This window comes from Cytobacillus sp. NCCP-133 (genome assembly GCF_026011715.1).
Classification (GTDB): Bacteria; Bacillota; Bacilli; order Bacillales; family Cytobacillaceae; genus Cytobacillus.
This window is the reverse complement of sequence record NZ_BRVM01000029.1, coordinates 1-23,244: the sequence shown is the minus strand read 5'-3', so window position 1 is coordinate 23,244 and position 23,244 is coordinate 1. Positions and strand designations below refer to the sequence as shown.

The following is a 23,244-nucleotide window of genomic DNA, read 5'->3' as shown; positions in this document are numbered from 1 at the left end:
ATTTCATTTTAAATGGCAGCGTTCATGATTATAAAAATGAATATAATCCCGAATAGCTACGATAAGCTCCTTCTTTTTGTTTGTGGTTGTTCAACCCGGCTATATTCCTCTTCTTGTATTACTCTGACCCATATCATATAAACTCTTCTTCCTGCTGTTTCTCTTGTGTTACAATTTAAAAAAAGATCAATTCGGAGGGATAGAGATGGCGATTGGGCGGAATGAGCCTTGTCCGTGCGGGAGCGGCAGAAAGTATAAGCAATGCTGCTTGAAGAAGGAAAAAGTGGTTGAATTGGAGCATGTGAAACAGGAGCAGTTTTTTCAGATGAAGAAAAGGCTGAGTGAGCGGTTAGCGGAGGAAGTGCTTGGTTCTTTTTCTTTTCAGGAGCATCAGTCGCTCATGAAGGAGTTTAGGGAACGAACAGGTGTGCGCGATATAATGGATGGGTTTGCCCATCATTGGCTGATGTTCTTTCATCGGCATCCAGCCACTGGCGGATTAAGAGGGATCGAAGGGTATAACCGGAAGAGGGGGCGGCGGGATGAGCGGGCGCTGCAGAAGATGGCGCAGGTTTGGGAGTCGCTTGTGCCTCGTTTGATTCAGCATGTCGATTTTCATGAACGAGGGGTTGTTGTGGAAGATTTATTTACACATGAACGCTTTCATATGCCATATTGTGAAACATTGCCGGTGCCGCAGCCTTGGGGAGGGGCATTTTGCCTGTTGGAAGAACAGGATGGCGGCTATTATATGAATGGCGTCGCTGCCATCGTCGGACCGAGAAGGTTGAAGGAAGCAAAGGAGCTTCTTAAAAGCCATTTGGATGAAACCGGAGACTCGTATGAAAAAGCGGCGATCGACCTTTTTCCGGAAATGACGGGTGCCTTGCTTCAGGAGACAAACCGGCCAGACGAAGAGGAGAGTGAGCTGGTACAGTCGACACTCGCGTATTCTTTGAATGATGTTAATAAAGTGATGACAGCCATTCATCAAACTGGACGCTTGGAAATGGAGGAGTGGGATGGACATAGCGGCAGGGGAAGTCTTGTAGCCAATCGCTACCGCTATGAAGATAATCTCGCAAATGGACCGGTCTATTTAAATGAAATCGAAGGGATGATTGAACTAGAAGGGAATCAGCTGACATTTCAATCTCTCGATCAAGCAGCCACAGCTAAATTCCAGCAGCTCGTAATGAATATTCCGCAGGCTGATTTGATTAAAGAGGTGAAAGAAAGCCAGAAGGTGCCTGCGGGGATCCAAGCTAAATCCTTTAGTGTAGCATTGGAGGAAGAGGTTCCGCCAGTTTTCGCGCACTTTGCCCAGCAGGCGCTGCACACAATGGAACTTCATCTGCCGCTTCCGCAGTTTAATGGAAAAGCACCGGCAGAGATGCCGGCATTAAAGAGACAAGCAGAGCTGGAACAGTGGCTTCAGGAGCTGGAATATGCGAGTTATCAGAACACGAAAAACGAGACAAAGGAGAAATGGACAGCCGACTTTAACCAATTAAGGAAAGCGTTGAACAGACCGCTTTCTCCTTTTACTACACTTCGGGAACAGAGGGAGTCCGCTCTTTTCCTTTTGGATCATCCAATGGAGAATAAGGCTGCCTGGACAAAAGAAGAATTGGAGCTATGGGAGGATATGGGACTTCCTGTTCATGAAATTAAGAATGAAAATGCGCAGGATCTCCTGGCATTCTTCCAGGAAAAAGGTGCGGGGAAAGCCTCCAATACCTTCTATAAATACCGTCTCGGCGTGCAGGTCATTTCTCATTTTTTAGAGGAGGAGAAGATTGCAGGGACGACCGGCATCCTTCCGGAGCAATGGGAAGCGCTGATCGCCTATTATTATCTGGATTTTAATTTTGATGCGACGGCCCATCAGGCAAAAGGGTTTTTCACTGTGGCTAAAAGCTTTGCGGCTTGGCTTGACCGAAGACATGGGACAGCGTATGGGCCAATCGTAAAGCAGCTTGTGAAAGAGTTGGAGTCTCCTATATTACAGGCAATCGCGATACTTGAAGCTTATACCCCTTATCATGAAAGAAGGTATGAACACAGCCGCACTTTGGGGCAATTCCGCCGAATAGTTGAAAATGGGGAATTTCCAGGCTCTTTGGTAAAAGGGTATTTTCAGGTGAAATCTGTCACTGCTTCGTATGTAAACCTGGTAAAGATCGATGAACCGGGTCAGGTGTTTAAAACAGCCGTTCCAAAAGACATCCTTTCACGGATGCAGCCAGGGATGATTCTATTCGGAGCTTTGGCTCAAAAAACAAACTGGAAAATCTACAGCGCTGAAAGGGTGTATCCGAAACAGGCCGCTTTTGCGGTGGGACAAGGGGACAAGGAGACCATCCCAAGCCGTGATTGAACCTCGTACGGTACAGTTTTAAGATAGAGAAAAGTTAGGATGATATAGACAAATCGAATCTAGCCTTATGGCTAGGTTCGAACGCTAGTGTGCCTGACCCCGGATACGTACAGAAAAAATACGATATCCTTTTTGTGGGTCTGGTGCAAAAAAATCGTTTGCTTCTATCGGTTTTGTCGAAAATTGAAGAATCGTTAAGGTGGAATATGTAAGCGTTTTCATTTATAATAAAAACAGGTGGATGGCATGTGTGGCCATCATGGTATGTAGCGTAGGCGGGGCTTATACTATATTGTTTTTTTAAAATGCAGATAATTAGAGAGAATAAGAGAATAGTGAAGGATTAAAACATACTAAAGAGACCTTGTCAATCGGTTGAGAAGACAAGGTCTCTTTTTGTTGAAAAAAAGTGTAAATATTCTCTTCGTCCTAATAATTAAGATATTAATTTTAAAAAAACAACTGATTAACCTGATTATCTAAGCTAAAGGCTTAATTAATCGGGTTATTTTTTAGAATTACATATTTTTTTTATTTATATAAAAAGGAAAACGTGTGAAGATCATGTGAATTCGACTTAAATATTCGTATAGCAAAAACGTTTACAAGGTATTAACATGTGTTTTAAGAAAGCGTTTTCTCTATTGAGTATTATTAATAACAATCAACTTCTTTGCTATAAACAGAATCAGCGTCTAGAGAATCATCTCTTCGATCCGGGAGAAGCTTATATCCATACAAGCCAAAATAGATAATCCCAATAATGAGCATCGGTAAACCTACCTTTGCATATTCAAAGAACCCAAACTCCAGCCCCATATCCTGAAGTGCGGATTGAGCGATCATGTTACCTGGAGCACCAATTAAACTAAGATTCCCCCCCATTGCTGAAGCTAAAACTAGCGGTAAAAGAAGTTTAGACCTCGCAAATCCAGACTTTGCTGCTATACCTAATACAACTGGAATAAGAACCGCTGCTGTTCCTGTATTAGAAAGAAATCCAGACATTATACCTGTAATAACCATTACAGCAATAATCAACTGTCTTTCGGTTTTGGCAAACTTTGTAACAACTCCCCCTACTCTCTGTGCCATACCCGTATCAAAAAATGCAGCACCAACAATAAACATCGCCATAAAGAGCAGGACATTCCCGTTAACAAAACCAGCAAACGCTTCTGATGCATCGAGAACTCCAGTAAGAGTTAGGCCAACAGCCACAATCAACTCTAGCGCACCGAAATGGAAACGGAACATGGCATTCATCTTACTGGTACTTATAATTGCTGCAATGGTATTTGAAAAACAAATTGGAGTAGAGTTGTATATATCCGCATGGATTGGCGCTTTGGTTTTAGTCGCTGCAAGGGTTATTTCAGAGAAGAATGCAATGAAATCAATAGATATGAATACGATCCTTTTATTTGTAAGTTCACTAGCGCTAGCTCAAGCAATGGTGAAATCGGGGGCTGGAGACCTATTGGCAAATTCTATAGTAGGAGCTTTGGGTGAAAATCCCTCCCCATACGTTGTTTGTCATCATTGTGCTCTCTGCAGTAATGACAAATTTCATGTCCAATACAGCAACAACTGCATTATTGGTTCCAATAGGCCTTTCGATTGCAAGTGTTATGGGCGCTGATCCAAAGGCGGTTTTAATGGCAACAGTAATTGGGGGCTCATGCGCCTATGCAACACCGATTGGAATGCCAGCAAATACGATGGTATACAGTTTGGGAGGGTATAAATTTAGAGATTATGTAAAAGCAGGTGCCCCATTAATTGTCATTTCCATCATAGTATCGATGATTTTGCTGCCAATTTTATTCCCATTCTATCCATAATAAAAATAAAATTAAAAAGGAGAGGTAAATATGACGAAAGTACAGGACAAAGAAAAAATGACAGGAATAATGTCAAAGTTTGTATCACTTGTTAGCTATAAGCTTCCTAAAGATGTAGAATATAAATTAAAGGAACTAAAAGAAGAGGAAACAAATCCTCTTGCTAAAATTATTTATGAAACGATGGAAGAGAACCAGAAACTAGCTTATGAGTTAAAGAGATCATCATGTCAGGATACAGGAGTTCTTTAGTTTTTCGTAAAATGTGGAGAAAATTTCCCATTAATCGGACAGCTGGAGAGTATTTTAAGAAAAAGCGTCTATAAATCTACAAAAGAAACCCCTTTGCGCCACAACTCTGTAGAGACTTTTGATGAATACAATACAGGAGAGAACATCGGCAAGGGTACACCTAGTATCTTCTGGGAAATTGAAGAAGACAGTGATAAGGCGGAAATCTATACGTATATGGCAGGCGGCGGATGAACACTTCCAGGAATGACAACGGTTCTGATGCCAGGTGAAGGCTATGAAGGCGTAGTAAAGTTTGTGCTTGATCGAATGACCAGTTACGGGCTTAACGCATGTCCGCCACTCCTGGTAGGTGTAGGAATTGGCACATCGGTTGAAACAGCAGCGATGAATTCAAAAATGGCGCTGATGAGACCTGTTGGAAGCAAGAACCCAAAAGAAAAGGCTGCGAAGATGGAAAAACTCCTTGAGGATGGAATAAATGCCATTGGTCTTGGGCCACAGGGACTTAAGGAATCAAAATCTCTTATGGGTGTAAATGTGGTGAATACAGCAAGACATCCTTCTACGATTGGAGTGGCCATTAATACAGGATGCTGGTTTCATAGAAGAGGAAAAATAACCTTTGATGGAAATTTGAACTATGAAATTGGTACTCGCGAGGGGGTAACACTATGAGTAAAAAGGTCTTAACTACACCGATAAAAGATGAAGATTTAAAGGATATTCGCACCGGAGATATCATTTATTTGACTGGCGCATTAGTCACGTGCAGGGATGTCGCCCACAGAAGACTGATTGAAGAAAAAATTCCATTGCCGTGGATCTTAAGGGGAAAGCTATTTTCCACGCGGGTCCCATCGTGAGAGACTTAGGAAATGAAGAGTACGAGATTGTTTCGATCGGACCTACAACCAGTATGAGAATGGAAAAGTTCGAAAAGGAATTCATTGAAGAAACTGGTGTAAAAGTGATTGTTGGAAAAGGCGGAATGGGAAAAAACACCGAAGAAGGGTGTAGACTCACAAAGCGCTTCATGTCGTCTTTCCAGCGGGAAATGCTGTTTATGGGGCAAAGAAGGTCGAAGAAATTAAAGAAGTACATTGGAAAGACCTTGGAATGCCTGAATCCCTTTGGGTATGTGAAGTGAAGGAGTTCGGTCCGCTTATTGTTTCTATTGATGCAGAAGGGAATAACATCTTTGAAGAAAATAAGATAGAGTTCAATAAGAAGAAGGAAGAACCATACGAATTAATCAGCAAGCAGGTACGATTCATCAATTAGTTGAAGGAGTTCGTATAAATATGAAGACTTTACAAAAAACACAGAAGATCGTCCGCTATCAGAATCACGGTAAAGTATATTTTGGAATAGTTGAGGAAGATGAAATTGTTCAATTGTCCAGTAATTTTACTGAGATTGTAAACAATGAACTAAAATATGATGGTGTAACAGTTAAATATAGAGATGTAAAGATATTGGAACCAGTAGTACCCTCGAAAATCGTTAATTTTGGCTGGACTTATGCAGAACATGCAAAAGAGACTGGGGGACAGGCAAATCTGAGAGAGCCATTTCTTTTTTTAAAGCCTGCCTCTTCTATCATTCCAGATCAGGGGGAAATCATTCTTCCATCCAGTGATTTAACCAAACAGGTTGAAATGGAGGGGGAAGTTGCACTTGTTATAGGGAAACGCGGTAAAAATATAAAAGAGGAAGAGGCATTAGATTATGTCTTTGGCTGTACTGTTTTTAATGATATTACAGCGAGAGACCTTACTAAATCCGATCCCCAGTTTACAAGAGGTAAGGGTTTCGATACTTTTGGACCACTGGGCCCATGTATTGTAACAGGAATAGATCCAACAAACTTAAGAATCGTTACAACTTTAAATGGAAAAGTTGTACAAGAAGGCAATACGAATGAGATGTCGCTTTCCATTCCTTTTCTAATCAGCTGGATTTCTCAGGTTATGACCCTTGAACCAGGTGATATTCTTGCTACTGGTTCACCTTCAGGAAGCTGTCCCATGCAATCTGGAGATACTGTAGTTGTTGAGGTGGAACAAATCGGAAAACTTTGCAATTATGTAAAGTAGACCACTAATGTGCCTGACCCCAGATACAGTGAAGTGTTAAAGTGTGGAAAAGATAAACCTTGTTGACATTGGGCAGCAAGGTTTTTCGTAGTTCTGTTATTATTATAAATGCTAAGATTGTGAATATATTAAACAAGAAGGAGATTTTCTATGTATATCCCTAAGCATTTTACGATCAATGACGATGAAGCCTTCACTATCATCAAGGAGAATAGCTTTGCGACTCTATTTTCTCAGCACAATGGCCAGCCTTTCGCAACACATCTGCCGTTAATTTTGAACAAAGATCATACATACTTATATGGCCATTTTGCCCGCCCGAATCCCCAGTGGAAAGAGATCAGTGGTCAAACTGTTTTGGCTATTTTTCACGGTCCACATTGTTATATCTCACCATCCTGGTATGAGACCAATAAAGCCGTGCCAACCTGGAATTATACAGCCGTTCACATTTATGGTGAAGTTGAACTGATTGAGGATGAAGATAAGTTAATGGAATCCCTGCATGATATGGTATTGAAATATGAAGTTCCAGACAGTTCTTACAAATTGCAGGATGTTGACCCCGAGTATCTCGCTGGCATGAATAAAGGAATTCAAGGATTCAAAATAAAGATTAATCGTATTGAAGGGAAAGCGAAATTAAGCCAAAATCATTCCCGAGAGCGGCAGGAGCTTATTATTCATCAGCTGGAACAGATCCCCAATACCAATGAGCAGCAAATCTCGGAATTAATGAAAGAAAACCTGAAAAAATAATCGTTAATGACAATTGCTCCTTTAAGTCAGGTTATTTTAATTTATTGCTGATGAGCAGATTCTGCCTGCATATCAATCCCGTACTTCCTCACCCGCCTCATCAATAGCGATTGCGTAACACCCAGTTTTTGTGCAGCCTTCCGTGTTGATTTTTCCACTTTCAAAGCGTCTAAAATCATATTCCTTTCCATGTTCTTCAGCAGTTCCGGCATACTGCTGAAGTGATCAGCCTGATTTAAAAAGCCGCTCAATTGCTTGTTTTCCATCATTTTTTGCGGCAGGTCTTTTTCATCAATGGTTTGGTCAGAAAGAATGACCAGCCGTTCCACCAGATTTTCCAGTTCTCGAATATTTCCCGGCCAGTGGTAGGATTGGAAGATAGCCAGTACTTGCGAAGTCATTCGCTTATTCACGTTGTATTTCCGGTTGTAGGTGTCCAGAAAGCAGAAAGCAAGATCTTCAATGACTTCTTTTCGCTTTCTAAGCGGAGGAAGGTTGATGGAAAGGATATGCAGCCGGTAATACAGGTCAGAACGGAAAGTGCCTTCCTCTGTCATTTTTTCCAGGTTTCTGTTTGTGGCCGCAATGATCCGGACGTTCGCCTGTACATATTCCCTTGCGCCAATTGGCAAATAGGTTTTTGATTGCAGAAAGTGCAGCAGCTTCGCCTGGAGATGGGAAGGAAGCTCGCCGATTTCATCGAGAAATAAGGTACCGCCCTCTGCTGCCTGGATTAATCCCTGTTTGCCGGATGTGCTGGCCCCTGTGAAGGCTCCTTTTTTATAGCCGAAAAGCTCAGACTCCAGCAGCTGCTCCGGCATGGAGGCACAGTTGATTTGCATAAATGGCGCTTTATGGCGGTTGCTAAATAAATGGATTCTTTCCGCTGTCGCACTTTTTCCTGTGCCTGTTTCACCTGTAATCAGGGCCGTCGTATCGACATTGGCAATTTTTCCGATTAACTCCTCTGTTGATGGATGTAAGATCAGTTCTTTCTTTACGGGATCATCACTGATATGTAGGGGGATCTTTAGTTTTCGAAGCTCCTGGCTGTATTTCTCCAATAACTCCTCTGTTTCCCGAAGCCTGGAAGAGGTTTTGACAGCTTCGGTGATATCCCGGCAATGCGCGACAATGGCAATCACTTCTCCATATTCATCCTTCACCAAATGGCCGGTAGCGATGTATTTACGGCCGTCTTTCACTTCCTGGACAGTGCTGACATTGCTGTTGGCTTCAGATGCAAGTCTCGTAACAGAAGGCGAAAATACCTTTTCTCTCTCCAAATCTCTTACATTTCTTCCAATCAGTCTCTCCCTCGGCACCTGGGTCATAACCTCGCTGATGTGATTGACCCATAGGGTGACTCCATTTTTATCTGTAATATAGATAGCATCATTAATAGAATTCAAAATATCGATAAAAAAATGTGGGCGCTGATCTGCTAGCTTTAGAAGCTGATCCATAAAATCCTCCTTTTTGAATTGATCTCGATTCAATTTTGCCGGAAGCAGGTGGAAAATCTGAATCGAAACCAACTCAATCGAGTCGCTTTTAAACATTATTATAGTAAAAATTCTAAAAATTCACAATATACACTAGCAAATCCCGCCTAAACGTGTCTATTCGTTTGGCACGTTACTTGCAATAAGAATAGGCAAGAAGGGAGCGGGTGTAGTGACACAGCAAGTCATGAATATCCATTTGGAGCGTTTAATGGAAACGATCCGGCAAAGCGCTGAAATTGGCACACTGCCGAATGGCGGGATCTGCAGGCTTTCATTGACGGACGAGGATAAAAAAATGAGAGATCTTTTCCTGCAGTGGATGAAGGAATGCGGTCTGGAAACAAGGGTTGATGACTTTGGCAATATGTATGGACGGAGGAAAGGAAAAAATAATGAACTTACTCCGGTACTGGCAGGGTCCCATCTGGATACACAGCCAAAAGGCGGAAAGTATGACGGGGTGCTGGGGGTGTTTGGCGCTCTCGAGGTGGTCCGGACTTTAAATGATCTTGGTGTAGAAACGGAAAGGCCCATTGAAATTGTTAATTTCACCAATGAGGAAGGGGCCCGGTTTCAGCCGGCCATGCTGGGCTCGGGCGCGATGGCAGAGGTTTTTAAAAAGCAAACGACTCTGAATACGAAGGATCAAAAAGGCTCTGTTTTTAGTGAAGAACTGGAGCGCATTGGCTACACAGGTTTGAAGGAAAACCGCCAGCAGGACCCTTTCTGTTTCCTTGAGCTGCATATTGAACAGGGCCCCGTCCTTGAGGATAGGGGAAAATCCGTTGGCGTCGTGACGGGCATTCAAGGGATGACCTGGCTGGAGGCGACGGTTACCGGAAGGACGTCCCATACGGGGACAACACCCATGAACCGCAGAAAAGATGCGGTCCGGCTTGCTTCCAAGCTCATTGCGAAGGTCTACTCGCTTGCAGAGGAGGTTCCGGATCTGCTCGTTGCAGTTGGTCGATTCCAGGCATTCCCAAATGTCATTAACACGGTGGCAGATCAGGCTGTTTTTTCAATCGATATCCGTCACCCAGAGGATCATGTCCGGGAACGCTTTGAGAAGCTGCTGAAGGAAACATTAAGCACGATGACGCTGGTGGAGAGAATGGATCTGCAGATCAAGGATATCGACAAGATTGGTACAGATTCCTTTTCGGAAGACATCATTGAAGTAATGGAAGAGGCGGCAGAAAGGCATGGCTATTCTTATATGCGAATGCTGAGCGGCGCGGGCCATGATGCGAAATATTTGAATCGGATTACCCCGACAGCACTGCTTTTTATTCCAAGCATCAACGGGCTCAGCCACTGTGAGGAAGAATTCAGTGAAGCTCGTGATATTGAAAAGGGAGTCCAGGTTTTATTTGATACTGTTTTAGCTTTAGCGAACAAAGAAACCCTGTAAGGAGTGGTAAAGATGGAAAAAGTGCAAAAGGATGTTATTGGGAAAGTCTTTGAACAAGTGGATGTGTTATGGGAGGAGGAGGTTTCCTATCTGCAAAAGCTGGGGCGCTATCCTTCGACTCTGGGGAATGAAGGAGCGATTCAGGAGTATTTGGCTGAATCTCTTGAAAAGGATTTGAACTTGAAGGTTGAAAAAATTATTCCTGATCCTGAGAAGCTGGGTGCTCACCCTGGCTATTCAAAGGCGGAATGGTCCTATGACGGCCGCCCGGTTGTAGTAGGGAAATATGAAGCAAAGGGAGAAAAGAAAGGGAAAAGTATTATTTTTCAAGGGCATATTGATGTCGTCAGCGCGGAGCCGGTATCCAAGTGGAGCTATGATCCATGGGGCGCTGAAATTGTCGGCAATAAAATGTATGGCCGCGGGATTGCGGATATGAAGTCCGGTGTGACAGCGATGATCTATGCGCTAAAAGCGGTACAGCAGGCAGGTGTGGAGCTTGCTAATGATGTGACAATCAAAACCGTCACGGAAGAGGAGTGTACGGGAAATGGGGCACTGGCTGCCATTGAAGCCGGGTACAGGGCAGATGCCGCGCTTATTCCGGAACCACTCGGACAGCAGGCATTAGTCGGCCAGGTTGGCGTTATTTGGGTCCGCATTAAGGTGGCCGGTCTCGGTGCCCATACGGAAAGAGCGGACAAAGCGGTCAATGCGATTGAAAAAGCCTATCATATAGTCCAGGCACTGAAGGACTATGAAAAAGAGATTAATAGCCGTCCGAAGCATCAAGTCTTTGGTGATCATCCGCACCCTCAGAATATTAATATCGGAAAAATTTATTCCGGTGACTGGCCTTCCACGGTTCCGTCTGAATGCATAGTCGAAGCGCGGGTAGGATTTAATCCTGGACTGGATCCGGCAGATGTGAAAAAGGAATTGCAGGAATTCTTGCATGAAGCAGCCAAAAAGGATGAGTGGCTAAAAGAAAACCCGCCGGAAATCAGCTTTTACGGCTTTCATGCGGAAGGCTTCACCCTTGATCCAGATCAGGAATTTATCCATACATTAGAGGAAGCGCACCGGGTCATTGAGAAAAATAAGTTAAGCTGCAGTGCCTTTACAGGGACGACAGACTGCCGATTTTATAATCTCTATTACAATATTCCTTCCACCTGCTATGGGCCAACAGGCGCAAACCTGCATGCCCCGGATGAATGGGTGGATCTCGACAGTGTCAAACGAGTTACGAAAACCTATGCGGCTTTTCTGTTGAAGTGGTGTCAGTATAACGAGTAGGCTTTGCACAGTTGATTGGAGCAGAAGGCGCGGCACACTGCCACCGCCAGCTTGAGTACCTGGAACGGAAATCAACAGGCCAATTTGAGAGAGCAACAATATAAAAAATAAAGCGGAAGGGGCTACTGCCCTTTTCCGCTACCAAAACGGGGGTTTTAAATGATGAATCCAGGATTATGGTTATTATTCGGAAACGCCATTGCCACGACGGTCATATCAGCTGGAATAGTCATGTGGATTTTAAAGAAAGAGTATTTGCCAGCCATTAAAAAGCTGGAAGAAGAAAAAGATACTCCTGCAAAATCGATTCCCGATGGCATAACAAAGGAGGTTTAGGATGGAGAAAATAATCTTTTTTACCGTTGTTGCTGTCTATGTCATCGCCGGAATTATCGTAACCAGATATGTCAAAAACAAAGATGACTTTTATGTCATGGGGGAAAAGGGCTCTGCTCTCCTGATTGTGGGGACGCTGGCAGCTACGTACTTAAGTGCGGTAACCCTCTTGGGGCTTGCAGGGATAATTTATAACGAGGGACCTGTTGCCCATGCCGGACTCGGATCCTATGGCGCGTGGCTTGGGACATTATTTGCTGTTATCTATGTAGGAAGAAAATTAAAGGCATTGGAATGCCAGACACTTCCGGATTTCTTTGAAAAGCGTTTCCAAAACAAATGGGTGACGGTCATTGCGACCTCCATTATGATTATCGGCTTATTGGGCTATGGAGTGGTGCAGCTGATCGGCGCGGGCGTCATCCTATCCGAGATTTTAAATATTCCGTTTCCTGTCTTAATTCTGCTATTTACTTTAGCTCTCTTAATTTTCAGTGCGATGGGCGGCATGTATGGGGTTGTGATTACGGATACGCTGATGTTCTTTACGATGCTGACGATTGCGATTGTGATTTCCCCGCTTATTATTGGACAAGCCGGCCTTGACCAGATAAAGAATTTAGGGGAAGTCATTCCGGGCTATTATGGCATCAATGGAGCTGCTGACCGTCCGTTTGGCTGGGTGTTCTCTCAATTCTTAATGTGGATCTTATTCTTTGGATGTACACCATCCCTTGTGTCCCGTGTATTCCCGGCGAAAAACGATTTTGTCATTTTGAAGACCGCTGTAATTGGTGTGTTCTTCGCCCCATTGATGCAGCTGCTCGTTTTCATTGCTGCCGCTGCCATGATGGTCCTGCAGCCTGGAATCGATCCGGCTGACCGCGTATTTATTGTCGGGATGATGGACTATACTCCTCCTGCCTTAGCTGGAATTGGTTTAGCCGGGCTGATGGCATCCATTATGTCAACTGCTTCTACGCTTTTTGTTCTAACAGGATTTGCCCTTGCGAAGGACTTATTTGAAAACGTCCTGCATAAAGATTTTAATGAAAAGAAAAGCATGGCCATTGGACGCGGTGCACAGGTGCTAGTTGCAGCGGTTGTTTGCATCATCGCAATTCTGCGGCCTTCCTCGATCTTCTGGATTTCAATCTATGCGGGTTCTATCTTTGCGGTTTCCTGGATGCCGACCATCATTGGCAGCCTGGAATGGAAGCGGATGAGCAGCAAGGCCGCAACAGCGAGCATGCTTGCAGGGATCACCACCTTTATCGTGTTCGGTGAATTGAAAAGGCATGAAATCATTATCTTCCCAGTTGGTTTTGATCATTTCTATCTGGGCATTATTGTTTCTGTGCTAACCTTACTCATCGTCGGGTTTATCGCAAAGCCGACCGATTATGAACTGGGCTATTACAAGAAGATTAAAGAAACGCGATTATCGGCTGTAACGATTCAAAGGATCTTGGCAAAAAAGAACGGTGCTGCCGAATTGAAAAGAGAATACAAGCAAACGGTAACGGTTGCTGTTTCTTTTGTTGTCATCTCTGTCGTTCTTTGGGGTTATTTTATCGTTAAGCTTGGAATATGAAACTTCATTATATTGACTTTATAATAGTAAGGGAGGAATTTCATGAGCAAGACAGCCGCTTTATTTCAGGAATTGGCAGAGCTGGATAAGAAGCATTTTGTACATCCCACATCTTCGATTCAGCAGCAGCAGGAGCAAGGGCCGGCCTTTATTTTTACAAAAGGAGAAGGCGTTTATCTCGAAGATGTCAGGGGCAGCCGGGTAATGGATGGGATGTCCTCCCTTTGGAATGTGAATATAGGACATGGAAGAAAAGAGCTGGGCCAGGCGGCGATGGAGCAAATGAATCAGCTGGCTTTCAGCTCCTGCTTCGCGACTTTCAGCAATGAACCGGCCATCCGGCTGGCGGCAAAGATTGCGGAGATTGCACCAGGTGATCTAAGTGCCACCTTCTTTACGTCCGGCGGATCGGAAGCGAATGATACAGCCTATAAGCTTGCACGCCATTATTGGATTTTAAAGGGCCAGCCTTCCAAAAAGAAAATCATTTCGCGGAAAAAATCCTACCATGGGGTGGCGATGGGCGCGACCAGTGCAACGGGCCTGAAGCCTTTCCGTGATTTCACCAATTCACTTGCGCCTGACTTTTACTATACGGAAAATCTGTCTGCTGATGCATTAAGGAAGACGATTGAAGCAGAGGGGCCTGAAACCATTGCAGCCTTTGTGGCGGAGCCGATTCAGGGAGCGGGCGGTGTCCATATTGCACCGGATGGCTATTTCCAGGAAGTGCGAAAGATCTGTAGTGCGTATGATATTCTGTTTATTACGGATGAAGTCATTACCGGCTTTGGCCGCACGGGCAAATACTTTGGAATCGAGCATGACGGCGTGGCGCCGGATATGATGTGCTTTGCCAAGGGAGTTACAAGCGGCTATGCCCAACTGGGCGGAGTTGTTCTTTCTGAATCTATTTTTACGGATTTGAAGGAGCTTTCAGCTGGAACATTGCTGCATGGATATACGTATAGCGGCCATCCAATGGCTTGTGCGGTTGCGCTGAAAAATATTGAAATTATCGAGAAGGAGAATCTGATTGAAAACTCCCGTTTGATGGGCGGGGAACTGCTGAAGGGCTTTAAGTGGATACAGGGTGAGCGGGAGCTTGTTTCAGAAGTGAGGGCACTCGGCCTGATTGGGGCTGTCGAACTTAAAAGTGAAAAGGGACAGTTTGCGCCAGCTGTTGTGAATGAAGCGGCAAAACGGGGACTCATTTGCCGGTCGGTCATCTTTGATGGCATGGATATTCTGGTCTTTGCCCCGCCGCTGACAATTAACAAACAGGAAGTTGAACGTCTGGTTGAAATTCTTCATGATTCCATTTATGCAGTAGAACAAAGTATATAGGAGATTAATAGAGAAATGTGTAAGGCACTCTTCTTATTAATGGAAACTGGGAGGTTAGGAAATGACGGTCAAAAATGCAGCGAAAAAGCAATTGTATATTAATGGCGAGTGGGTGGAGGCGAAGGAGTATACATCCCTGTACTCTCCTTATAGCCGGGAGCTGCTTGCAGAAATTCCGCAGGCGACAGTGGAAGAGGTGAGCCTTGCCATTGAGGCAGCCTATCAGGCAAGAAGCAAAATGGCGGAGATGCCAAGCCATCGGCGTGCCAGTATTCTTGAAAAGCTCGCTGCTTTGCTGGATCAGCGCTCAGATGAAGCGGCGAGAATCATTGCCCTGGAAGCAGCTAAGCCGATTGCCACTGCTAAAGGCGAGGTTGCCAGAACGGTTCAGACATTCAAGTTTGCGGCTGAGGAAGCGAAGCGAATCAATGGCGAAACGATTCCGATGGATGCAGCCCCTGGCGGTGAAGGCCGTGTAGCCTATACAGTAAGAGAACCGCTTGGAGTAATTGGGGCGATTACCCCGTTTAATTTTCCGTTTAATCTAGTGGCTCATAAAGTAGGCCCGGCGATTGCAGCCGGAAATACAGTGGTTCTGAAGCCGGCGGGGCAGACCCCTCTTTCCGCTTTTTTTCTCGCTGAGCTATTAGAGGAAGCCGGACTTCCATCTGGTGCCTTTAATGTGGTTACCGGAAGCGGATCTGTAGTAGGGGAAAAGCTGGTAAAGGATGATCGCGTGAAGAAAATATCTTTTACGGGAAGCCCTGAAGTCGGGATCGGCATCCGCAATAAGGCAGGATTAAAGCATGTGACCCTTGAATTGGGCTCGAATGCGGCTCTGATTATCGATAAGGATGTGGACGTGGAGAGAATCATCCCGCGCTGTGTGACGGGGGCATTTGCTTTCCAGGGCCAGGTTTGTATTTCCCTTCAGAGAGTTTATGTGCACAGTGAGATTTATGATCGTTTTACAGAGAAGTTTGTGGAAGCCGCTTCGAAGCTGAAGGTGGGGGATCCGTTAGATCCTGAAACCGATGTTTCGGCTTTAATTGCTCCAAGGGAAGTGGAGCGTACATTAGGATGGATCGAGGAAGCCAAGCAGAATGGCGCCAAGGTTGCTTTGGGCGGAACAAGCGAAGGGACTGTTTTGAAGCCAACCGTGCTGCTTGATGTCGAGCCATCTGCCAAGGTTTCCTGCCAGGAAGTGTTCGCTCCGATTGTCTTAATTAACAAGGTTGAATCGGTTGGAGAGGCGATTGAACTAGTCAACGACTCCCGCTATGGCCTTCAGGCTGGCATTTTCACGGAAAATATCCGCACGGCCATGGATGCGGCCAAGAAGCTCCACGTTGGCGGAGTATTAATCAACGACATCCCAACCTTCCGCGTCGACCACATGCCATACGGCGGCGTCAAAGAAAGCGGTGTCGGCCGCGAAGGCATCAAATATGCCATTGATGAAATGACGGAAATGAAGCTAGTTATTATTAATAATAATTGATGTAGTTGGGGTACCAGGTACCACCCGAAATTTCTTGTTTCACAGATATGTTTCACGAAAAAATACCCAGCGATTTTGGTGTCGCTGGGTATTTTTGTTTGGTAGGTTGGGTCTAAGTTATTTAATCAAACGTTTGATTGATTTTGTCCAAATTGTTGGGGGATGGTGCTTTTAAGCAGTCTTAATAAAAATTCTGCAAAATTAAATCGGATAGAGTAAGACTCCTATTACATAGCATTGAAGCAATATATAATGACATATAAATCATATTATTTCCCGAAAAATAATAGAAAATATCGAAGCGTGTAAGACTTTTACATATTAATAGTTCCCGTTTCTATAGTAGTTATTGCAAAGAACCCATTCTCCTCATCAAAACCAAAGTCTAATAGGGTTCCTGCCCATTTTTTGACGTAAAGATGCGCCATTAGACTATACAAAGTTCGGGAAATTTCACACTCCCCGTTTGATATAAAAAATGAAAAAGGGAAATGGAAGTGGCAGATTTGCATTTCGAGCTATTATTGGAAGCAGTACTAGGCCAGCGGGAGATCATCCACGAACTAGAATGCTCTTTATGCGGTTTTAATGAAACGTACTATCGGGATCCGGCTACCAGACAATCCATCGGGCGAGCCTGTAACCTGCAATTTTGTGCAGAAGTTTGAGGAAATGAATCTTGGAGAAAGAGTAAGTTAGTCATTAATTGATGTATGTTTTGGCAGTATGTCAATTCTCAAGTAAAGAAGCAGTTATTATGAACTTAAGAGAGATTCGTTTATAAAAAGCGAGGCAACCATTATTTTGTATTAGAAAACCAAAGGGATGTGTTATTTTAAGATGAGGGGGCTGAAAGCAGCCCTTTTTTTTATGAAAAATCCCTATGCTTTCCGTGCGCAGATCCCAGTAAATAAATTACTTTCCATTAAACTGGATTTCAAAAGGAATAAATGACCGGGTTATAGAAATAAATTCTCAATGAAAAACTTTTTAAGCCTGCGGGACAAGACTGTTAAAGAAGGAGCATAAAAAAGGGTTACTGTGGCAATTCTTTTTCGTTATTCGAACGGGGCAGTTTTATTGAATAAATAAATTTTAAAAAACGATAGAATTATTATCAGTGGATACTATTTAGTAAAGTGGTGAATTCATGATTATCTTAGAAAAATTTGCTGATGTACCTAAATTAGAAACGGAGCGTCTCATCCTTAGAAAAATTACATTAGATGATGCAGAAGATATGTATTTATATGCCTCGAATGAAGAAGTAACGAGATATGTTACTTGGGAAACTCATTCTTCATTATCAGATACAATTGAATTTATAAATACGTTTTTACCTCAATATGATGCTCCATGGGGGATTGAGCTTAAAGAAAATGGAAAATTTATTGGGACAGTTCACTTTGTTTGGTGGCAGCCAGAACACAAAAGTGCTGAAATTGGTTATGTTTTATCTAAAGAATACTGGGGCAAAGGGTTAATTACCGAAGCAGCAAGGGCAATCATTTCTTTTGGTTTCGACAGTATGAACTTAGTTCGTGTACAGGCGAGATGTTTTTTAGAAAACAAGGGTTCAGAGCGTGTTATGGAAAAGTTAGGTATGTCTTTCGAAGGTATAAGCAGAAAGATAATGTATGTTAAAGGGGAATATAAGGATTTAAAGGTGTACTCTATATTAAAGTTTTGAATGTATTAAACATTTGATGCAGTAAAACAAGTTATGTACTGCTTTTTATTTTCTTTATGTTTTTTATACGTTTGAACTGATAACCGTCATTAACAGTTATAGATGGCGTTTAATAGATTTGTGAAGATTTACATAAAGTAACGGGCAGTTTTCTTAAAGAAGTTTTGAGAATTTATGGTAAAAATTAATTAAAGGGGGAGATTGAAATTGAGAGTAACTGGATTAACTTTAGGAGTAATCGCTGGTTTATTCAGTATTGTTTTGTGGATTGTTCTAGTTTTTTATAATCGTTATACAGCTTCAAGTTCTGGAGATATGGCAGGTAATACCTTTGTTATGTTATTCCTTCCAGCTTGTCTGGCTATCATTTCTTCATTCATGAATAAAAAATATCTTATGTTAATCGCATTTATTTGGTCTTTGCCAATCAGTTTGTACTTAATGTTTACACCTGGAATCTTTGCTTGGTTTGTTGCTTCATGTATTACTTATTTCATTTGTTTTCTTCTTATGCATTTTCCCAAGAATAAAAGAGAAAACGATTGTGAAGAGTTACACTTAAAGTGACGGATGCGATTGTTCAATAAGAGCAGTCGCTTTCCTTGTTTCTCTAACGGACAGGTTAGTTAAAAATATCAATCAAATTTATAATAAGAATATATAATTAATTGTAATATAGAGGGCGTTACAATATTGGATATATTAGGTTTTATGACAATTATAATAGCAGGCTTCACTGCTTGTGCTGAGTTTACTTCCTACGCTTTAGTATATCCAGTTGTCCGGCAATTACCTAAAAAGCAATATATACGTTTTGAACAAGGTTCACTGAAAACATATGGACTTATTATGCCAGCATTTATGCCTCTAAGCGTTATTCTTACCTTTTCTTTTGCAATATTTGCTAAAGAATTTGGAGGTATTGAACAAATATGCCGTTTTTCCTCTGCTGGAATGTTCATTTTAGCAACAATAATAACTCTTAGATATAACGTTCCTATTAACAAGGCAACCAAAGAGTGGGATGCAGACAATCCACCGAGTGATTGGAAGGAGATAAGAAAACGATGGATGTTCTTTCAATCTATTCGTTCTTGGTTGCTCTAATCGGCTTCGTGTTCCTTTGTTTCTCAGTTCCAATTTGACTAATAGTAAAATGGATTAACTTTTTATAAATTACCGTTATTAAACGGGTGCATTTGGTTAAGATGCAGAGGGCCGATAGCAGCGTTTTTTTGGGGGAAATTGTGAAGGAACTACTTTTATAAGCTGGATATCTAGTTTGAGTGGTGAAGATTGTGTGCAGAGAAGGATGAAGAACCTGTCCCTCTGTCCCGCCGAATTAAGAAGTATTTAATAAACAGTCAGGATGGGGGAATTGAAAAAGTTAGCGGAAAATGTTGTAGGTTATTCATCAAATTTTATTATATATTGGGCTTTGCCGGTTATTTTGCCAATTTTCCTTTATGAGATTTTTATGGATGTAGATAATTAACATCATGTTGGCCCAGCCATGCCTGTCATGTTGATTATGAAAGTAGGGGTTGGACCAATCGTTTCGGCTTGGCTGTCAGCCGTTACGATAAAAAGAGTAAATAAACTTAATCGTCAGAGAAAAAATTTAATACTTTCAGTTCAATCTTTGTTAGCTATATCTGTCATCATTTTTATATTATATGGTTAAGTTAAGATTTATTTATACCTTACGGGTGTTGATTTAGGAAGGATAAACGCCGTTTTAGTGGAATTCCTTAACGCTTTTTCACAACAGGTCATGTAGTGGTACAAGAAGTCGCCGATTAGGTATCTCCTTAGCCTATTGAATTCTAACCGCCACACCTTCCTTTTTTTTTGCCTTCCATTCATAAATTTTCCCATACCGGCAACAATAAACGTAATGCTTACTTATGAGGAAATGGTTAAAAAACGGATTAAGAGGATGTCCAGCACTAGACAGATAGGAAAGATGCGATTATCAGGCTTCCATTTAAAATGCAAGCCAAGAGGCCGCTCTTTTTGCGTACTAAAAATCCTATTCGCTTTAGCAAGGAAAAAGCACAAGAGAATTAATTGATGAATAACGCTGGAGTGGGAACGCAGTTTACAGCAGCCAGTTACCAATCATGAAACGGAGGTGAACCAGATAAGGGAGAAGCAAATACCAGACAGATTGAAGATTTCCCCATTTCTAGTGTTTTATTTAATTATGTCCATGCAAATTGGCATTGGGGTTCTTAGCTATCAGAGAGCCATCGCAAAGGATGCAGGCTATGATGCCTGGATTTCCATCCTGTTAGCCGGGGGATGCATACATATCATCATTTGGATGATTTATAAAATTGCCGAAACGGTTGATGGTGATTTTGTGACAGTCCATAAGTACCTTACTGGTAATTTGATCGGCAAGGCAATCAGCTCTATTTTCATAGGTTACTTTTTTTTGTACGTGTTAGCTATATTACGAACATTTATCGAGGTCATTCAAGTGTGGATGTTTCCGGAGCTTAGCACTTTCTGGTTCTCCTTTGGATTCATGATGCTTTGTACTTATATCATTTTTGGAGGGCTCAGAACGGTAGTCGGTATAGCCTTTTTCGGCCTAATATTGCCGGCTTATCTCCTTCTGACATTTGGCTGGGCCATTAAATTCTCAAATTTCTATAATCTCCTCCCAATTTGGGATCATTCAGTTAAGGAAATTCTCATAGGTTCCTACAATATGTCGCTTTCCTTCATCGGTTTTGAGATTATTCTGTTTTTTTACCCTTTTATAAAAGAACCAAAGAAATCCAAAAAGTGGGTTCACCTTGCTGTATTAACCACTACCTTGATATATACTATTTTAGCAGTCATTACGTTTGCCTATTATTCGGAAGATCAGCTTGCTAAACAAGTCTGGGCCACTTTGACCATGTGGAAAATTGTTGAAATGCCTTTTGTAGAACGTTTTGAATATATTGGAATTGCAAGCTGGAACTTAATTATGCTCCCGAATGTGTGTATTGCCATTTGGATTTCTTCTAGACTTATCAAGAGAATCTTTAATATTAGACAAAAAATCGGTGTGTTTTTTGTTGTCAGTGTTTTATTAATAGTGATTACCTTTATTAATACGCGCGAAAAGATTAGTCTGCTTAATGACTATTTTGGGAAAATAGGGTTTGGCTTTACATTCATTTATATCCCCTTGCTCTTTGCCGCCATCATGATTGCCAAGAGGGTAAAAAAGAAGGAGATAAAGAAATGAAAAGGCTTATTTTAAAAATTGAGAAGGAACTACTTTTATAAAATGGATCCAGGTTGAGCGGTAAAGATTATGTGCACAGAGGGACGATGAACCTGTCTTTCTGCTCCTAGAACTAAATTTATAGTGATAATATTTTTTGAATTAGAAAAAATATGTTTAGGAAGGAGGGATTGAAATGTCTGTAAAAAAACGGGTAACAGGATTGGCTGTTGTGCTGGCAATGGTTATGTCTGTAGCAACTCTAGGTTCACTCGGAGTAATGGCCGAATCCGATATTGCAGCTCAGCCTGTGGAGACGGCGAAATCGATTGAGGTCGAGCTGAACGATGATTATTTTAATCCAAAAGTCATTACGATTCCAAGTGGAACAGCCACAACGCTGATATTGAAAAACAAAGGTAAGAAAGAGCACACCTTTACAGTGGAGAAGCTGGGAATTGACGCCGAGGTCCAGCCAGGAAAAGAAAAAAACATTACCGTGACACCGAAGCAGCCTGGTATATATGAATTGATATGCCGGTACCATTTCCAGGAAGGAATGGTTGGGCAAGTAATAGTCAAATAAAGAGCAGGGCCATTAGGTCTTGCTTTTTTCATTTCCCTATTATTAAAGACATCATCAAAACGGCTGACTTCCATCCGCCAGCATATGTCCCTTCCCGGAATTACCGGTTAAGTTTTATAGAGATTTCTCTTAAAACAAGGGATTGATGGTTGGATTATTAATAATAGTTCCACCTCAATAAATGGTAAATATAATGATGGTAACGTAAAACCATTTAGAAAGAGGTGGAAGGGTGTATTTTTTCAAACCGATTTCTGATGAGGTTCGCTTATCTCAAATAAAATTCAATGAACAAAAAAACGAGGAAGCTCATTGCTTCGTCTATTTTTGCCTGTATGGCTGCTATTCTGCAGGCTGCCGGCGGTTATTTTCCAGGTATAGGATATTTTTTTAGTCCGCTTGCCACTGCACCTGTTCTGTTATGTTCCATGTTCTCCATTCCATTTGGAGCCATGTCTTACTTTCTGACAATGATGCTGTTATTCATCCTGCAGCCAACCGAACTAATTGTCTTTCCTTTTACAACAGGACTATTAGGACTTGGTATAGGGGCATCTTTTTCCTTTTTTAAAGGCTTTGTTAAAGTTTAATGTTGTTTTCTGCTATGATGAAAGGACTTTCAAATATACGGAAGTCCTTTTTGTTGTTTTTAGTGGCTTCTTCAACTAAAGCACCCGATCATTAACCGTGACTTTATTAAGTTGATGGTGAATACTCTCCAACACTTGAAACCAAGCAAGGTAATTATCGAGATATTTCGTTGCCACACCGTTAAAACGCTGTATTCATCCTTTGAGTCTGCTGTGATAATTATTGACGTTCTGGATATGATAAAGTCCTTTTGTTTGAACCTTCCCATCAGAGTGGAACTGATAAATGGACATTCCGTTTTCAGTGGCATGCTTTAAATGCTCGCCAAGCATCAGTACATAATATATTTTCGTGTGATAGTTTATGTCCAACTGCTTTGTCTAGATTGTTCTTTTTTCAATCTTCCTAATGTTGCCATGAAGGGTTCATGAAGCTGGAAATCGTGGATGAGAGCGAAGAAAGGTCGCCATAATAGAAATGCTAATTTAATTATGTATAAAAATGATTGCGTAAGAATTTACAGTTTTGTGTAATGCATTCATACTTTTTCTGAGAACGGGCGGAAAGGTACTTTGAAAAGTTGATTGGCCATCAGGATCGCGGGGCCACTGTAAGTGCTTTATTTGTAAAAGGATTTATAAATAGTGAAAGGTAAATAAAGAAAAGCTCTGCCGGGATCCGTCCTGGCAGAGCTTTTGTTTGGAGCTGATGATAAAAAGGTTATGTCTCAATTAATTAATCGTAAAGTGGGTCTGCGTAAAATCTTGTGTAAGTAATATTCGACAATCTTCTTAAGGCAAGAAATAATAGGTCTGAAA

Annotated in this window: 20 protein-coding genes and 5 pseudogenes; 21 read left to right on the top strand and 4 right to left on the bottom strand. The window is 42.1% G+C overall.

The window, feature by feature from the left end; translation table 11 throughout:
• Window positions 1–3: 3 nt before the first annotated feature.
• Window positions 4–69: pseudogene (locus tag NCCP133_RS22025) on the bottom strand (IS3 family transposase); the annotation flags it as partial.
• A gap of 136 nt (window positions 70–205) precedes the next feature.
• Here NCCP133_RS22025 and NCCP133_RS20355 point away from each other — a divergent pair.
• Window positions 206–2,380, top strand: a complete 2,175-nt coding sequence (locus NCCP133_RS20355) for a YecA family protein (protein WP_264807072.1) — start codon at window positions 206–208, stop codon at window positions 2,378–2,380.
• A 654-nt stretch (window positions 2,381–3,034) separates the two neighbouring features.
• Here the strand turns inward: NCCP133_RS20355 and NCCP133_RS20350 are convergent.
• Window positions 3,035–3,637 (bottom strand): SLC13 family permease, encoded by a 603-nt coding sequence (locus tag NCCP133_RS20350; RefSeq protein WP_264807071.1) that lies wholly within the window; start codon window positions 3,635–3,637, stop codon window positions 3,035–3,037.
• Between NCCP133_RS20350 and NCCP133_RS21940 the strand changes: the two are divergent.
• From NCCP133_RS21940 to NCCP133_RS20315, 7 genes and pseudogenes are all read left to right on the top strand, one after another.
• Window positions 3,636–3,827: pseudogene (locus tag NCCP133_RS21940) on the top strand (SLC13 family permease); the annotation flags it as partial. The gene NCCP133_RS20350 and the pseudogene NCCP133_RS21940 overlap by 2 nt on opposite strands.
• A gap of 61 nt (window positions 3,828–3,888) precedes the next feature.
• Window positions 3,889–4,224, top strand: a complete 336-nt coding sequence (locus NCCP133_RS20345; RefSeq protein WP_264807070.1) for an SLC13 family permease — start codon at window positions 3,889–3,891, stop codon at window positions 4,222–4,224.
• 30 nt (window positions 4,225–4,254) lie between these two features.
• A pseudogene (gene ttdA, locus NCCP133_RS20340) lies at window positions 4,255–5,154 on the top strand (L(+)-tartrate dehydratase subunit alpha).
• Complete coding sequence (locus tag NCCP133_RS20335; RefSeq protein ID WP_264807069.1) at window positions 5,151–5,342, top strand: fumarate hydratase C-terminal domain-containing protein; 192 nt, start codon at window positions 5,151–5,153, stop codon at window positions 5,340–5,342. The pseudogene ttdA and the gene NCCP133_RS20335 overlap by 4 nt, the downstream one beginning before the upstream one ends.
• Window positions 5,297–5,760, top strand: a pseudogene (locus tag NCCP133_RS20330) (FumA C-terminus/TtdB family hydratase beta subunit). The gene NCCP133_RS20335 and the pseudogene NCCP133_RS20330 overlap by 46 nt, the downstream one beginning before the upstream one ends.
• Before the next feature lie 20 nt (window positions 5,761–5,780).
• Window positions 5,781–6,575 (top strand): fumarylacetoacetate hydrolase family protein, encoded by a 795-nt coding sequence (locus NCCP133_RS20320; protein ID WP_264807067.1) that lies wholly within the window; start codon window positions 5,781–5,783, stop codon window positions 6,573–6,575.
• Between the two features lie 150 nt (window positions 6,576–6,725).
• Complete coding sequence (locus NCCP133_RS20315; RefSeq protein ID WP_264807066.1) at window positions 6,726–7,334, top strand: FMN-binding negative transcriptional regulator; 609 nt, start codon at window positions 6,726–6,728, stop codon at window positions 7,332–7,334.
• Between the two features lie 41 nt (window positions 7,335–7,375).
• On the opposite strand, the gene NCCP133_RS20310 is transcribed toward NCCP133_RS20315, so the two are convergent.
• Entirely contained in the window at window positions 7,376–8,800 is a 1,425-nt protein-coding gene (locus tag NCCP133_RS20310) for a sigma-54 interaction domain-containing protein (RefSeq protein WP_264807065.1), read from the bottom strand.
• 211 nt (window positions 8,801–9,011) lie between these two features.
• Between NCCP133_RS20310 and NCCP133_RS20305 the strand changes: the two genes are divergently transcribed.
• The 13 genes from NCCP133_RS20305 (at window position 9,012) to NCCP133_RS20245 (ending at window position 22,425) form a co-directional block, all read left to right on the top strand.
• Window positions 9,012–10,256 (top strand): M20 family metallo-hydrolase, encoded by a 1,245-nt coding sequence (locus NCCP133_RS20305; protein ID WP_264807064.1) that lies wholly within the window; start codon window positions 9,012–9,014, stop codon window positions 10,254–10,256.
• 12 nt (window positions 10,257–10,268) lie between these two features.
• Window positions 10,269–11,555 carry an ArgE/DapE family deacylase gene (locus NCCP133_RS20300; RefSeq protein ID WP_264807063.1) on the top strand — a complete coding sequence of 429 codons (1,287 nt, stop codon included), beginning with the start codon at window positions 10,269–10,271 and terminating at the stop codon, window positions 11,553–11,555.
• Window positions 11,556–11,714: 159 nt separating this feature from the next.
• A complete protein-coding gene (locus NCCP133_RS20295) occupies window positions 11,715–11,891 on the top strand; it encodes a hypothetical protein (RefSeq protein WP_264807062.1) in 177 nt (58 codons plus the stop codon).
• A 1-nt stretch (window position 11,892) separates the two neighbouring features.
• Window positions 11,893–13,485 (top strand): sodium:solute symporter family protein, encoded by a 1,593-nt coding sequence (locus tag NCCP133_RS20290; protein WP_264807061.1) that lies wholly within the window; start codon window positions 11,893–11,895, stop codon window positions 13,483–13,485.
• A gap of 42 nt (window positions 13,486–13,527) precedes the next feature.
• Complete coding sequence (locus NCCP133_RS20285) at window positions 13,528–14,832, top strand: aminotransferase family protein (protein ID WP_264807060.1); 1,305 nt, start codon at window positions 13,528–13,530, stop codon at window positions 14,830–14,832.
• A gap of 61 nt (window positions 14,833–14,893) precedes the next feature.
• Entirely contained in the window at window positions 14,894–16,333 is a 1,440-nt protein-coding gene (locus NCCP133_RS20280) for an aldehyde dehydrogenase family protein (RefSeq protein WP_264807059.1), read from the top strand.
• Window positions 16,334–16,830: 497 nt separating this feature from the next.
• The gene (locus NCCP133_RS20275) at window positions 16,831–17,001 is read left to right on the top strand and encodes an acyltransferase (RefSeq protein ID WP_264807058.1); all 171 of its coding nucleotides are present in this window, start codon (window positions 16,831–16,833) and stop codon (window positions 16,999–17,001) included.
• A 482-nt stretch (window positions 17,002–17,483) separates the two neighbouring features.
• Window positions 17,484–18,023: a GNAT family N-acetyltransferase gene (locus NCCP133_RS20270; RefSeq protein ID WP_264807057.1), complete on the top strand. Its 540-nt coding sequence runs from the start codon at window positions 17,484–17,486 to the stop codon at window positions 18,021–18,023.
• Window positions 18,024–18,230: 207 nt separating this feature from the next.
• Window positions 18,231–18,590, top strand: coding sequence for a hypothetical protein (locus tag NCCP133_RS20265; RefSeq protein WP_264807056.1), 360 nt, complete (start codon window positions 18,231–18,233; stop codon window positions 18,588–18,590).
• 126 nt (window positions 18,591–18,716) lie between these two features.
• Window positions 18,717–19,130, top strand: a complete 414-nt coding sequence (locus tag NCCP133_RS20260) for a DUF1772 domain-containing protein (RefSeq protein WP_264807055.1) — start codon at window positions 18,717–18,719, stop codon at window positions 19,128–19,130.
• Between the two features lie 1,036 nt (window positions 19,131–20,166).
• Window positions 20,167–21,270, top strand: a complete 1,104-nt coding sequence (locus NCCP133_RS20255; RefSeq protein WP_264807080.1) for a GerAB/ArcD/ProY family transporter — start codon at window positions 20,167–20,169, stop codon at window positions 21,268–21,270.
• A gap of 175 nt (window positions 21,271–21,445) precedes the next feature.
• The gene (locus NCCP133_RS20250) at window positions 21,446–21,835 is read left to right on the top strand and encodes a cupredoxin domain-containing protein (RefSeq protein ID WP_264807054.1); all 390 of its coding nucleotides are present in this window, start codon (window positions 21,446–21,448) and stop codon (window positions 21,833–21,835) included.
• A gap of 287 nt (window positions 21,836–22,122) precedes the next feature.
• Window positions 22,123–22,425, top strand: coding sequence for a hypothetical protein (locus NCCP133_RS20245; RefSeq protein WP_264807053.1), 303 nt, complete (start codon window positions 22,123–22,125; stop codon window positions 22,423–22,425).
• Between the two features lie 78 nt (window positions 22,426–22,503).
• Here NCCP133_RS20245 and NCCP133_RS20240 read toward each other — a convergent pair.
• Window positions 22,504–22,835: pseudogene (locus NCCP133_RS20240) on the bottom strand (IS1595 family transposase); the annotation flags it as partial.
• Between the last annotated feature and the right edge of the window lie 409 nt (window positions 22,836–23,244).

Excerpts from the sequence above, each read along its gene's own strand:
- NCCP133_RS20245 (WP_264807053.1), top strand. The coding sequence starts at position 22,123 with ATGAACAAAAAAACGAGGAAGCTCATTGCTTCGTCTATTTTTGCCTGT.
- NCCP133_RS20300 (WP_264807063.1), top strand. The coding sequence starts at position 10,269 with ATGGAAAAAGTGCAAAAGGATGTTATTGGGAAAGTCTTTGAACAAGTG.
- NCCP133_RS20350 (WP_264807071.1), bottom strand. The coding sequence starts at position 3,637 with ATGTTCCGTTTCCATTTCGGTGCGCTAGAGTTGATTGTGGCTGTTGGC.
- NCCP133_RS20315 (WP_264807066.1), top strand. The coding sequence starts at position 6,726 with ATGTATATCCCTAAGCATTTTACGATCAATGACGATGAAGCCTTCACT.
- NCCP133_RS20335 (WP_264807069.1), top strand. The coding sequence starts at position 5,151 with ATGAGTAAAAAGGTCTTAACTACACCGATAAAAGATGAAGATTTAAAG.
- NCCP133_RS20355 (WP_264807072.1), top strand. The coding sequence starts at position 206 with ATGGCGATTGGGCGGAATGAGCCTTGTCCGTGCGGGAGCGGCAGAAAG.
- NCCP133_RS20270 (WP_264807057.1), top strand. The coding sequence starts at position 17,484 with ATGATTATCTTAGAAAAATTTGCTGATGTACCTAAATTAGAAACGGAG.
- NCCP133_RS20295 (WP_264807062.1), top strand. The coding sequence starts at position 11,715 with ATGATGAATCCAGGATTATGGTTATTATTCGGAAACGCCATTGCCACG.
- NCCP133_RS20285 (WP_264807060.1), top strand. The coding sequence starts at position 13,528 with ATGAGCAAGACAGCCGCTTTATTTCAGGAATTGGCAGAGCTGGATAAG.
- NCCP133_RS20280 (WP_264807059.1), top strand. The coding sequence starts at position 14,894 with ATGACGGTCAAAAATGCAGCGAAAAAGCAATTGTATATTAATGGCGAG.
- NCCP133_RS20290 (WP_264807061.1), top strand. The coding sequence starts at position 11,893 with ATGGAGAAAATAATCTTTTTTACCGTTGTTGCTGTCTATGTCATCGCC.
- NCCP133_RS20310 (WP_264807065.1), bottom strand. The coding sequence starts at position 8,800 with ATGGATCAGCTTCTAAAGCTAGCAGATCAGCGCCCACATTTTTTTATC.
- NCCP133_RS20320 (WP_264807067.1), top strand. The coding sequence starts at position 5,781 with ATGAAGACTTTACAAAAAACACAGAAGATCGTCCGCTATCAGAATCAC.
- NCCP133_RS20250 (WP_264807054.1), top strand. The coding sequence starts at position 21,446 with ATGTCTGTAAAAAAACGGGTAACAGGATTGGCTGTTGTGCTGGCAATG.